At 71.7% G+C, this 11,125-nt stretch carries 14 protein-coding genes; 6 read left to right on the forward strand and 8 right to left on the reverse strand.

Annotated features, from left to right (window positions below; genetic code table 11):
* Positions 1 to 9 precede the first annotated feature (9 nt).
* Both ABZ738_RS30005 and ABZ738_RS30010 read left to right on the forward strand, forming a co-directional pair.
* Positions 10 to 759: an SIS domain-containing protein gene (locus ABZ738_RS30005; protein WP_357218691.1), complete on the forward strand. Its 750-nt coding sequence runs from the start codon at positions 10 to 12 to the stop codon at positions 757 to 759.
* Between the two features lie 89 nt (positions 760 to 848).
* Positions 849 to 1,349, forward strand: a complete 501-nt coding sequence (locus ABZ738_RS30010) for a DUF6328 family protein (protein ID WP_131056892.1) — start codon at positions 849 to 851, stop codon at positions 1,347 to 1,349.
* A 68-nt stretch (positions 1,350 to 1,417) separates the two neighbouring features.
* On the opposite strand, the gene ABZ738_RS30015 is transcribed toward ABZ738_RS30010, so the two are convergent.
* From ABZ738_RS30015 to ABZ738_RS30045, 7 genes are all read right to left on the reverse strand, one after another.
* On the reverse strand, positions 1,418 to 2,026 hold the full coding sequence (locus ABZ738_RS30015; protein ID WP_357218694.1) for a hypothetical protein: 609 nt from the start codon (positions 2,024 to 2,026) through the stop codon (positions 1,418 to 1,420).
* A 69-nt stretch (positions 2,027 to 2,095) separates the two neighbouring features.
* Positions 2,096 to 2,491: a Fur family transcriptional regulator gene (locus tag ABZ738_RS30020; protein ID WP_131056492.1), complete on the reverse strand. Its 396-nt coding sequence runs from the start codon at positions 2,489 to 2,491 to the stop codon at positions 2,096 to 2,098.
* 67 nt (positions 2,492 to 2,558) lie between these two features.
* Positions 2,559 to 2,858, reverse strand: a complete 300-nt coding sequence (locus tag ABZ738_RS30025) for a metalloregulator ArsR/SmtB family transcription factor (protein ID WP_131056490.1) — start codon at positions 2,856 to 2,858, stop codon at positions 2,559 to 2,561.
* Positions 2,859 to 2,895: 37 nt separating this feature from the next.
* The gene (locus ABZ738_RS30030; RefSeq protein WP_131056488.1) at positions 2,896 to 3,765 is read right to left on the reverse strand and encodes a metal ABC transporter permease; all 870 of its coding nucleotides are present in this window, start codon (positions 3,763 to 3,765) and stop codon (positions 2,896 to 2,898) included.
* On the reverse strand, positions 3,762 to 4,526 hold the full coding sequence (locus ABZ738_RS30035; protein ID WP_131056486.1) for a metal ABC transporter ATP-binding protein: 765 nt from the start codon (positions 4,524 to 4,526) through the stop codon (positions 3,762 to 3,764). The genes ABZ738_RS30030 and ABZ738_RS30035 overlap by 4 nt, the downstream gene beginning before the upstream one ends.
* On the reverse strand, positions 4,523 to 5,551 hold the full coding sequence (locus ABZ738_RS30040) for a metal ABC transporter substrate-binding protein (RefSeq protein WP_131056484.1): 1,029 nt from the start codon (positions 5,549 to 5,551) through the stop codon (positions 4,523 to 4,525). The genes ABZ738_RS30035 and ABZ738_RS30040 overlap by 4 nt, the downstream gene beginning before the upstream one ends.
* Positions 5,552 to 5,605: 54 nt before the next feature.
* Positions 5,606 to 5,863, reverse strand: coding sequence for a hypothetical protein (locus ABZ738_RS30045; protein ID WP_131056482.1), 258 nt, complete (start codon positions 5,861 to 5,863; stop codon positions 5,606 to 5,608).
* Between the two features lie 29 nt (positions 5,864 to 5,892).
* Here ABZ738_RS30045 and ABZ738_RS30050 point away from each other — a divergent pair, with 29 nt between their 5' ends.
* The 3 genes from ABZ738_RS30050 (at position 5,893) to ABZ738_RS30060 (ending at position 8,503) form a co-directional block, all read left to right on the forward strand.
* Positions 5,893 to 6,234 (forward strand): antibiotic biosynthesis monooxygenase family protein, encoded by a 342-nt coding sequence (locus tag ABZ738_RS30050; protein WP_131056481.1) that lies wholly within the window; start codon positions 5,893 to 5,895, stop codon positions 6,232 to 6,234.
* Positions 6,235 to 6,499: 265 nt separating this feature from the next.
* The gene (locus ABZ738_RS30055) at positions 6,500 to 7,009 is read left to right on the forward strand and encodes a hypothetical protein (protein ID WP_357218712.1); all 510 of its coding nucleotides are present in this window, start codon (positions 6,500 to 6,502) and stop codon (positions 7,007 to 7,009) included.
* 114 nt (positions 7,010 to 7,123) lie between these two features.
* On the forward strand, positions 7,124 to 8,503 hold the full coding sequence (locus tag ABZ738_RS30060; RefSeq protein WP_131056554.1) for a glycine--tRNA ligase: 1,380 nt from the start codon (positions 7,124 to 7,126) through the stop codon (positions 8,501 to 8,503).
* Positions 8,504 to 8,564: 61 nt separating this feature from the next.
* Here the strand turns inward: ABZ738_RS30060 and ABZ738_RS30065 are convergent, their stop codons facing one another.
* Positions 8,565 to 9,554, reverse strand: coding sequence for a type IV toxin-antitoxin system AbiEi family antitoxin domain-containing protein (locus ABZ738_RS30065; RefSeq protein ID WP_254876985.1), 990 nt, complete (start codon positions 9,552 to 9,554; stop codon positions 8,565 to 8,567).
* A gap of 179 nt (positions 9,555 to 9,733) precedes the next feature.
* On the opposite strand from ABZ738_RS30065, the gene dusB reads away from it, so the two are divergent.
* The gene (gene dusB, locus ABZ738_RS30070) at positions 9,734 to 10,903 is read left to right on the forward strand and encodes a tRNA dihydrouridine synthase DusB (protein ID WP_131056552.1); all 1,170 of its coding nucleotides are present in this window, start codon (positions 9,734 to 9,736) and stop codon (positions 10,901 to 10,903) included.
* Positions 10,904 to 11,125 lie beyond the last annotated feature (222 nt).

Here is an 11,125-nt window from a genome sequence, read left to right on the forward strand (position 1 = left end):
GGAGAGAGCATGACGCTGAGTGCCGAGGGCTACCTGGCCGAGGTGACCGCGACGATGACCCGGGTGGCGGGCAGCCAGCGGGAACAGGTGGCCCGCGCGGCCGACCTGATCGCCGAGGCGATCCGGGCCGACGGGGTGGTGCACGCCTTCGGTACCGGCCACTCGGAGGCCCTGGCGATGGAGATCGCCGGCCGGGCCGGCGGGCTGGTGCCGACCAACCGGATCGCCCTGCGGGACCTGGTGCTGCACGGCGGGGAGCCGGTCGACGTGCTGGGCCCGAAGCTGGAGCGGGACCCGTCGGTCGCGCACCGGCTCTACGACCTCGCCCCGATCGGCCCGCGTGACGTCTTCGTGCTCGCCTCGAACTCGGGCGTGAACGGGGCGATGGTGGAGTTCGCCTCGCTGGTCGTCGCGCGGGGCCATCCGCTGGTCGCGATCACCTCCGCCGCGCACTCGGCCCGGATGGAGTCCCGCCACCCGTCCGGGCGCAAGCTCGCCGACTTCGCCGACGTGGTGCTGGACAACGGTGCCCCGTACGGGGACGCGACGCTGCCACTGCCGTCCGGCGGCGCGGTGGGCGCGGTCTCCTCGATCACGGCGGCGTTGCTGGCCCAGCAGATCGTGGTCGAGGTGGTGGCCCGGTTGGTGGCCGCCGACGAGCAGCCGCCGGTCTACCTGTCGGCCAACATCGCCGGTGGCGACGCGCACAACGACGCGCTGGAGGCCCGTTACGCAGGGCGGATCCGGCGCGGTTCCTGAGTCGGTTTCGGGTCGTGCGCGGCGGGGCATCTGCGTTCCGCCGGTCGGGCGTGCCGACCGGGTGGAGCGTGTTCCCTCGGAGGTTCGCGGTGTCCAAGGAGACCGAGAAGCAGCGCTGGCAGCGGAACTTCGCTGACCTGCTTCAGGAGTTACGGGTCGCGCAGACCGGCGTACAGATTCTCTTCGCCTTCCTGCTCACCCTGCCGTTCAGTAACGGTTTCACGCGTACCACGGAATTCCAGCGCGACGTCTACGTCGTCGCGCTGATCGCGGCGGCCGGCGCCACCGCGATGATCATCTCGCCGGTGGCGTTCCACCGGGCCCTGTTCCGTCAGGGCCGCAAGCCGGAGCTGGTGCAGTTCGCCCACAAGATGGCCAGCGCCGGTCTCGCCTTCATGCTGGTCGCGATGGTCAGCTCGGTACTGCTGATCACCGATTTCGTGCTCGCCCGGCCGATCGCCTTCCTGCTCAGTGCGGTCACCGGCCTGTGGTTCCTCACGTTCTGGGTGATCCTGCCGTTCAGCCGTCGCAACTGGGGGGACGACGACATCGACGACGAGGAGGACCCGAGCGGGCTCTCCCCGGGCTGAACGCTGCCTCCCTCCGTCGATCATGGAGTTGTGGTCGACCTTCGGCCCCGGGATGCGGCAGGCGGGGGTCAGCGGTGGGGGTCGTGGAGGCCCAGGCGGCGGAGTTCGAGGGCGGCCAGGGCGTTGACGGTGGCGTCGTCGCCCTGGCGCCACGCCTCAGCGACGTCCGGGGAGATCCGGGTGAGCTTGCGCAGCGGTTGACCGGCAAGGGCGCGCAGGGCCAGCAGGTCCCGGCCGGCGGGAGCGGCGGCCAGAGCCGCCGCCGAAGCGGCCCGCCGCATCCAGCGCACCCGCAGTGGCAGCCAGCCGAACAGCACCAACCCCAGCGGGACCACCAGCAACCCGACGGCCAGCGCCACCGCCAACTGGTCGACCAGTTCCTGCTGGTCCCGCCCGGCCTCGGCGAGCGAACGGGCCGCGCCGGCCGCCCGCTCGAACGGGCCGGTCAGCTCGTCGCCCACCAACGGCACCCGGCCGACCTTGCCGCCCGCGTCGGCCAGGTTGTCGGCCAGTCCGCCGCCGGCCCCCTCCAGCTTCTGTCCGGGTACGGCCAGCTTCTGCACCAGATCGTGCAGCCAGAGCGCACCCCGAATCGCCACGTACACCCAGGCGACGACGAGCAGATCGGTGAGGAACTGGCGCAGCGCGGTCGGGAAACGATCAGCGTAGATTTTCACGCCGGACAGCGTGCCACGCCCCGGCGCGGCGAGCACTCCCACGGACGCCCGATCGTGCGGCAGGCGGGATCAGCGGGCGCAGTCCGGGCAGGTGCCGAAAATTTCCAGGGTGTGGCTGACGTCGGTGAAGCCGTGCTGGGCGGCCACCCGGTCGGCCCAGTTCTCCACCGTCGGCCCGGCCACCTCCACCGTCCGGCCGCAGGCGCGGCAGACCAGATGGTGGTGGTGCCCCTCGCTGCACCTGCGGTAGAGGTGCTCGCCGCCGGGCGGACGCATCACGTCGATCTCGCCCGCGTCGGCCAGGCCCTGCAACGTCCGGTAGACCGTCGTCAACCCGACCCGCTCGCCGCGTTCACGCAGCATCGCGTGTAGGTCCTGGGCGCTGTGGAAGCCCTCCAACTCGGCCAGCAACGCGCTCACCGCCGACCGCTGGCGGGTGTTGCGGACCACCGCACTCTCGCTCATGCCGTCACTCCGCTTCGCTGCGGTCCGGCATTTGTGCTGGGCCTGATGATTCGCTCGCGTGGCTCGCTCATGATTCCTCCCCGGCATGGCTGACCGCGTCGGCGACGATGTGCGCGACATGCTCGTCGACCAGGGCGTACGCGATCTCCCGGCCCCGCCGCGAGCCGCGGACCACGCCGGCCCCGCGCAGCACCCGCAGGTGCTGGGAGACCAGCGGTTGCGCGACGCCGAGTTTATCCACCAGCTCGTGCACGCACCGCTCGCCGCCGGCCAGTTCGCTGACGATGGCGAGCCGGATCGGCGCCGAGAGAGCGCGCAGGAGCTCGCTGGCACCCTCGAAGGCGTCATAGCCGGATCCGCTGGTCACCCTGCAACGGTAACCAATACCGAAGCGGAACCCGTGATCAGGACCGGCTGAGCACCACCTCGTGCGGTTCCGGATCGGGTGTGGGTTGCGGCCGGGAGCGGCGGATCCGGCGCCAGGCGGCGGCCAGCAGGGTGACCACCACGAAGGAGGCGATGGCCAGGACCACCACCGACGCGCCCGGTGCGGTGTCGGCGAGCGCCGCCATCCAGATGCCGGCCCCGGCGGCGAACAGGCCCAGTGCCATGGCTGCCGTCATGGTGCTGCGGAAGCCCCGGGTGACCTGCTGGGCGGTGGCCACCGGTACGACCATCAACGCGCTGATCAGCAGGACGCCGACGGCCCGCATGGCGATCGTGACGGTGATCGCGGTGGTGATCGCGAGCAGCAGGTTCAGCGCGCGTACCGGCAGGCCGGAGACCCGGGCGTACTCCTCGTCGTGGCAGACGGCGAAGAGCGCGGGCCGCAGCGCCAGCATCGCGGCCAGCACCGCCACACCGAGCACCGCGATGGTGACCAGGTCGTCGCGGGAGGTCGTGGTCAACGCACCGAAGAGGTACGCGTTGAGGTTGGCGCTGGTGCTGTCGGAGAGCCCCACCAGGACCACGCCACCGGCGATGCCGCCGTAGAAGAGCAGGGCCAGCGCCAGGTCGCCGGAGGTGCGACCGCGTTCGCGGATCAGCTCGATGGCGATCGCCCCGATGGTGGCCGCGATCACCGCCATGATCACGGGCGAGGTCTGGAACAGCAGGCCCGCGCCGACGCCGGTGAGCGCCACGTGCCCGATGCCGTCGCCGATCAGCGCGAGTCGTCGCTGCACCAGGTAGATGCCGAGCGCCGGGGCGGCCAGCCCGATGATCAGCGCGCCGATCAAAGCGCGCATCATGAATTCGTACTGGAAGAGACTCACCTTGTGCTCCACATGCCGGCGGGCTCCTCGGGGCCGTGCGGATGCACGTGGTCGTGGTCGGGCTCCGCGTGGTGCCCGGCCGGGTCCGGGACCGCGCCGTCGTGCGCGATCTGCCCCTGGTGTACGACGATCGCGCGACTGATCAGCGGCCGGAGCGGGCCCAGTTCGTGCGCGACGAGCAGGACGGTGCCGCCGTCGTCGACGAAGCCGCGCAGCGCCCCGGCGAACGCCTCCTGGCTGGCCGCGTCCACCCCCGCCGTCGGTTCGTCGAGCACCAGCAGTTCCGGGCGTCCGGCCAGGGCCCGGGCGATCAGGGTGCGTTGTTGCTGCCCGCCGGAGAGCGTGGCCACCGGGTCCTTCGCCCGGTCGGCCAGGCCCACGGCGCGCAACGCCTCCGCCACCGCCTCCCGGTCGACCCGCCCCGGCGGACGCAGGATGCCCCGGCGGGCCAGTCGGCCGGAGGCGACCACCTCGGCCACGGTGGCCGGTACGCCGCTGCCCGCGCCGAGCCGCTGGGGCACGTAGCCGAGCCGCTGCCACTGTCGGAACCGGCGTACCCGCTGGCCGAAGAGGGTGATCGAGCCGGCGGTGAGCGGGACGAGCCCGAGCACGGCGCGGATCAGGGTGGACTTGCCGGAGCCGTTGGCGCCGAGGACCGCGACCACCTCGCCGGTGGTCACGGTCAGGGATACGTCGCGGAGCACGGGGCGGCCGTCGTAGCCGACCACCCCGTGCTCCACGGTGATGACGTCAGGTGTCACGAGCAGCTCAACGCCGTCCTCAGGGTCTGCAGATTGGTGCGCATCACCGAAAGGTAGTCGCCGCCGTTGTCGGCGGACAGGCCTTCGATCGGATCGAGCACCGCGGTCTGGGCACCGACCTCCTTGGCGATGGTCTCGGCGACCTTCGGGCTGACGAGAGTCTCGAAGAAGATCGTGGTGGCGCCGTGCTCCCGCGCCTCCTCGGTGACCTCGGCCAGCCGCTGCGGCGACGGCTCGTCCTCCGGGGAGAGCCCGGTGATGCCGATCTGCTCCAGCTGGTACTTCTGCGCGAGGTACCCGAACGCGGTGTGGCTGACCACGATCTCCCGCCGCTGGCAGGTCTTCAGGCCCTCGCTGAACTCGGTGTCCAGCTTCTCCAACTCGGTACGCAGGGCGGTGGCCCGCCGGGTGTACTCGCCGGCCCGGTCCGGGTCGACGGCGCCGAAGCGCTCGGCCAGCTTGTCGCCGATGGTGGCCAGCCGGGTCGGGTCCAGCCAGACGTGCGGGTCCTTGGCGCCGTCCGAGGTCTCCTCGGCGTGCTTCGCCTCCTCCGCCGGCTTCTTCTCCTCGTCGTGGTCGTGACCGTGGTCGTCGTCCTCGTGACCGTGGTCGTCGTCGCCGTGGCTGTGGGTGTGGCCACCGGCGGCGGCGTCGAGCAGCGGCTCCACGGTCGCCACGTCGAACGCGCGGTCACCGCCGTTCTGGTCGATCGCCTCGTCCACCGCGGGCTGGAAGCCGTGCAGGAAGATGATCAGCTCCGCCTCGCTGATCTGACCGACCTGCCCCGGGTTCAGCTCCAGGTCGTGCGGCTCGGCACCGGGGCGGGCCAGGTTCGTCACCGCCACCGCGTCGCCGCCGACCTGCTCGGCGAGGAACTGCAACGGGTAGAACCCGGCCACCACGTCGATCCGGTTCGGGTCGGCGCCGGCCGGGCTGTCCTCGGTCGAGCAGGCGGTGACGCCACCCAGGGCGAGCAGGGCGGCCGTGGCGGTGGCCAGAGCGCGCGGAGCGGTGCGGTAGGTCATGACACCGACTCTCCGCGACAACGACAATGATTGTCAAAAACGCATGAGTGCATGTCAGAGCAGCTTCACCAGACCGACGGTGACCAGCAGGGTGAGCGCGACGAGCCGGATCGCCCGGGTCGGCGGAGTCTGCACCTGCCAGGTCGTCACCAGCAGTGCGGCCAGCGCGGCGGCGATCGTCAAGGTCAACAGCCCGCCGATCACCCCCGGGACGAAGAACGCGGCCAGCATCAGGAACAGGGTGATCAGGAACACCGTCGTGGGGTTGGCCCGGGCCAGCCGCTCGTGGATCCCGCGCTGCGTACGCTGCATCCCACAGACTCTACGAGGAGGGGGAGCCGGTGCTGGTGACCAACCGGTTCGTGGTCGAGGAAGACGCCGCCGAGGACTTCGCCGGTCGGGCCCACGCGGCCCTCGCCGCGCTCGCAGCCCGGCCCGGCTACCTGCGGGGACAGGTCGTCCGGGCACTGGACGACCCGCGCCACTGGTGCCTGGTCACCGAGTGGGAGTCGGTCGGCACATACCGGCGGGCGCTGGGCGGTTTCGACGTCAAGGTCACCGCCGTCCCGCTGCTCGCCGAGAGCATCGACGAGCCGTCCGCGTACGAGGCGTTGGCGACCGCGGCACCCGGCGGGGACGTGGTGGTGGTCGCCAGCGATCGAGCTGCGGGTCCTTACCGGTGAGCCGCCGGGCACTACGCTGGCTTCCATGACCGCTCCCGGACCGGCAGCCCCACCACCGCACCAGCCGCTGCCCGGCCAGCAGGGACCTCAGGCCCCGGGCGACCCCGGCTGGCCGCCGGCCCCGTCCGGCGCGCCGCCCACCGGCGGCCCCGGCGTGTCCCCGTCCACCGGCGACCGCGGCGCTCCGCCGCCCACCGGCGACCACGGCGTGCCCCCGCCCACCGGTGCTCCCGGCGGCCCGTCCCCGTCCGCCGGTTTCCACGGCCTGCCGCCCGCCCCGGTCGGCGGATCGGACTCCGGCACACCGGCACCGCCCGCCGGGCCCGGCGTGGCCCCGCCGTTCGCGGCCCCACCGACCGAGGGCGGCCGTACCCGGCTCTGGCTCGGCCTCGGCGCCGGTGCGCTGGCCCTGGTGCTGTGCTGCGGTGGCGGCGGCACGGCGGTGGTCGGCCTGCTGGTCAGCGGGGTGCAGGCGATCGACGAGCAGGGACGCACCGTCTCCGGCGACTACTACCGGGCGCTGTCCGACGGCGAGTTCGGCCGGGCCTACGACCAGCTCTGCGAGGACGCCCGGCGCCGCGAGTCGCGGCAGGAGTTCGAGCGCCGGGCGGCGGCCGAACCGCAGATCTCCTCCTACCGGGTCGGGCAGGTGGACACCACCACGCTGACCGTGCCGGTGGACGTGACCTTCAGCGGTGGCGGCCAGGAGCGCCAACAGGTCGTACTCCAGCAGGACCAGCAGACCGGTGGCATGGAGGTCTGCGGAGTCAACTGACCGGCCGCAGGTAATGTGCTGGGTCCGAGGACCGGCGGGGTCGTACCGTGGTCCCGGACCGTTCGATTCATCCCACACTGTCCCCGCCGACCGCCAGTCGGCGTAGGAGGAAAAATGCCAGCCGACCGTATCGACGCCGTCGTCAGCCTCGCCAAGCGTCGAGGATTCGTCTTCCCCTCCAGCGAGATCTACGGAGGCACCCGGTCGGCGTGGGACTACGGTCCGCTCGGCGTGGAGCTCAAGGAGAACGTCCGCCGGCAGTGGTGGAAGACCATGGTCCAGCAGCGGGACGACGTGGTGGGTCTGGACTCCGCGGTGATCCTCTCGCGTGACGTCTGGGCCGCCTCCGGACACCTGGACGCCTTCGTCGACCCGCTGACCGAGTGCCAGTCCTGCCACAAGCGGTTCCGAGCCGACCACCTGGAAGAGGCGTACGAGGCCAAGCACGGCAAGCCGCTCGCCGCCCTGACCGAGCTGAACTGCCCCAACTGCGGCAACAAGGGCACCTTCACCGAGCCGCGGATGTTCAACGGCCTGATGAAGACCTACCTCGGCCCGGTGGAGAGCGACGAGGGTCTGCACTACCTACGGCCGGAGACCGCCCAGGGCATCTTCGTCAACTACAAGAACGTCGAGACCGTCGCCCGCAAGAAGCCGCCGTTCGGCATCGCGCAGACCGGCAAGTCGTTCCGCAACGAGATCACCCCGGGCAACTTCATCTTCCGCACCCGCGAGTTCGAGCAGATGGAGATGGAGTTCTTCGTCGAGCCCGGCACCGACGAGCAGTGGCACGAGTACTGGTTGCAGGAGCGCTGGAACTGGTACATCGACCTCGGTCTGGCCGAGGAGAACCTGCGCTTCTTCGAGCACCCGCAGGAGAAGCTCTCGCACTACTCGAAGCGCACCGTCGACATCGAGTACAAGTTCCGGTTCGGCGGCACCGAGTTCGCCGAGCTGGAGGGCATCGCCAACCGCACCGACTTCGACCTGTCCACGCACAGCAAGCACTCCGGCGTCGACCTGTCGTACTTCGACCAGACCAAGCAGGAGCGCTGGGTCCCGTACGTGATCGAGCCGGCCGCCGGCCTCACCCGCGCGGTGCTGGCCTTCCTGCTGGAGGCGTACGACGAGGACGAGGCGCCGAACACCAAGGGCGGCGTGGACAAGCGCACCGTGATGCGCTTCGACCCCCGGCTGGCCCCGGTGAAGGTGGCGGTGCTCCCGCTCTCCCGCAACGAGGCGCTCTCGCCGAAGGCCAAGCAGCTCGCCGCCGACCTGCGCAAGCGCTGGGTGGTCGAGTTCGACGACTCGCAGGCGATCGGGCGTCGCTACCGTCGGCAGGACGAGATCGGCACCCCGTTCTGCGTCACGGTCGACTTCGACACACTCGACGACAACGCGGTGACCGTCCGGAACCGGGACACCATGGCCCAGGAGCGGATCCCGCTGGACCAGGTCGAGCGCTACCTGATCGACCACCTCCCCGGCTGCTGAAGTGAAAGGAAGGGTCCCCTGTTAACGCCTGGCGTATAGCAGGGGACCCTTCCTAACACCGTCAACCGCGCGGATCGCCGGTCGGCGGAGTCGGTGGCGTCGACACGTCGACCCGCAACCGGATGTTGACACCGAGCCCGCGCCGTGACTCGTACGCCTCCTCCACCGACCGCCGTACCCGGTCCGGCTCGCGGCGGATCTGTGCCGGCGTGAAGTGCAGCACCAACACGCCGAACCGGCTCAGCTCGTTGTGCCGGTCGAGGGTGCGCGCCCAGTCGCCGGGGCGGAAGTGGTACTCCTGCGAGTCGACCTCCAGAGCCACCGCCGCCTCCGACAGGTAGCCGTCGGGCGTCGGCACCGCCCGGCCACCCGCGTCCCGCAGCCGGGGATTCCACAGGATCTCCGGCAACACCGTGCTCGCCGCGAGGCAATCCCGCAGCTCGGCCTCCGGCGCCGACCGCACGCCCTGCGTCACCTCGGCGAACGCCTTCCTGACCAGCGCCGTACGGCTGCGCCGGGCCCGACGGATCTCCTCGTCCAGGGCGGCGAGGTCCGCGTACCCCCGCTGCACGGCCTCGGCGACGACGGCCCGCACCGGACGGAGCTGCCGCAGGCCGCGTGCCGCGTCGACGACCGCGCGGGCCGGCGAACACACCGGGTAGAGCGGCGTGGCGCGGGCCCGGTCGTCCAGTGTCAGTGCCCGCGAGATCACCGCGAAGCCGGTGGACGTGCGGCGGGCGTGATGCGGCACGACGAGCTGCACGGCGTCGGTGCGCGGGCTCTGCCGGAAGCCGTACCAGGTCAGCGCGGCGAGGCCGGTCAGCTGCGCGTCGGACCCGGCGTACAGCGCCGCCGAGATCCGCCGCTGCTCGTCGGTCAGGGCGCCGGTGACCAGGGCGTACGTCGCGGGCAGCACCCGCTGCCAGAGGCCGCGTCGGGCCTGCCGGTAGAGGTACATGTCGTCGAAGCCGGCGGCGAGGAGTTGAGCGCGGCTGACGATCTGCTGCTGGTGTTCGGCCAGGTCGGCGAAGTGGGGCGGATGGCTGCGCATGCCGCACAGCATCGACCGCGATCGTGGCCCGTGGGTGGTTCCCGGCCGTACCTGTGGACGACCTCCGGGCCTGTGGACAACCCTCTCGGGCGGGTGCCGATGTGGTATGCGTCGCGTTAGCAGGGGTCCCCTGCTATGCACGAGGCGTTAGCAGGGGGCCCTTCCTTACACTTGGGCGCGTGCCGACCACCGCTCCCGTCCTGCGCCCCCTGACCATCGGGCCGCACCAGGTATGGCCGCCGGTCGTGCTGGCGCCCATGGCCGGCATCACCAACGTCGGCTTCCGGCAGCTCTGCCGCGAGCAGGGCGGCGGCATCTACGTCTGCGAGATGATCACCACGGTCGCGGTGGTCGAGCGCAACCCGAAGACGCTGCGCATGATCGCCTTCGGGGCGGACGAGAGCCCGCGCAGCCTCCAGCTCTACGGCACCGACCCGGAGACCACCGCCGCCGCCGTGCGGATCGTGGTCGAGAAGAACCTCGCCGACCACATCGACCTCAACTTCGGCTGCCCGGTGCCGAAGGTGACCCGCCGGGGCGGGGGCGCGGCCCTGCCGTGGCGCCGCCGACTCTTCGCCCGCCTGGTGCGGGCCGCGGTGGACGCCGCGTCACCCGCCGGGGTGCCGGTCACCGTCAAGATGCGCAAGGGCATCGACGACACCCACCTGACGTACGTCGAGGCGGGGCTCGCCGCGCAGGACGCCGGGGTCGTCGCGGTCGCCCTGCACGGGCGTACGGCTGCGCAGCGGTACTCGGGCACCGCGGACTGGGACGCCATCGCCACCCTCAAGCAGGCGCTGGACGTACCGGTGCTCGGCAACGGCGACATCTGGGAGGCCGACGACGCGCTGCGGATGGTCGCGCACACCGGCGTGGACGGGGTGGTGATCGGGCGCGGCTGTCTCGGTCGGCCGTGGCTCTTCGCCGACCTGGAGGCCGCGTTCGACGGCCGTGCCGAGCGGCGACTGCCGAACCTCGGCGAGGTGGCCACGACCATGCGCCGGCACGCCGAGCTGCTGGTCGCGCAGTTCACTGCCGGGGCCCGCAACCCGGCCCGGGGCGAGCGCGACGGCTGCACCGACTTCCGCAAGCACGTCGCGTGGTACCTCAAGGGTTTCCCGATCGGCGGTGAGGTGCGCCGCGCACTCGCGATGATCGATAGCCTGGCCCAGCTCGACGACCTGCTCGGCAAGCTCGACCCCACGGTGCCGTTCCCGGTGGAGACGCTCGGCCAGCCACGTGGGCGGACCAACTCCCCGGGCAAGGTCTTTCTGCCGGACGGCTGGCTGGCCAGCCGCGACGACGACACCGTCCCGGTCGGCGCCGAGCTGGACGACTCCGGCGGCTGACCCTCGCGGCCATCGCACCCACGCGGTGAGCCGGACGTTAGGAAGGGCCCCCTGCTATGCGCGAGGCGTTAGCGGGGGGCCCGTGCTTGCACCAGTGGCCGGCCCCCGTGTGGGGGCCGGCCGTTGGGGTGTCAGTGGGTGGTGGCGTAGCCGCGGGTGGCGATCCAGTTGGCGAGGTCGTTGATGTGGAGGTCGTAGCGGGCGTGGTCGGGGTTGGCGGAG

Origin of the sequence: Micromonospora sp. NPDC047793, from assembly GCF_040642635.1 — a bacterium.
GTDB lineage: Bacteria > Actinomycetota > Actinomycetes > Mycobacteriales > Micromonosporaceae > Micromonospora.

Excerpts from the sequence above, each read along its gene's own strand:
- ABZ738_RS30005 (WP_357218691.1), top strand. The coding sequence starts at position 10 with ATGACGCTGAGTGCCGAGGGCTACCTGGCCGAGGTGACCGCGACGATG.
- ABZ738_RS30020 (WP_131056492.1), bottom strand. The coding sequence starts at position 2,491 with ATGAGCGAGAGTGCGGTGGTCCGCAACACCCGCCAGCGGTCGGCGGTG.
- ABZ738_RS30040 (WP_131056484.1), bottom strand. The coding sequence starts at position 5,551 with ATGACCTACCGCACCGCTCCGCGCGCTCTGGCCACCGCCACGGCCGCC.
- ABZ738_RS30045 (WP_131056482.1), bottom strand. The coding sequence starts at position 5,863 with ATGCAGCGTACGCAGCGCGGGATCCACGAGCGGCTGGCCCGGGCCAAC.
- ABZ738_RS30060 (WP_131056554.1), top strand. The coding sequence starts at position 7,124 with ATGCCAGCCGACCGTATCGACGCCGTCGTCAGCCTCGCCAAGCGTCGA.
- ABZ738_RS30065 (WP_254876985.1), bottom strand. The coding sequence starts at position 9,554 with ATGCGCAGCCATCCGCCCCACTTCGCCGACCTGGCCGAACACCAGCAG.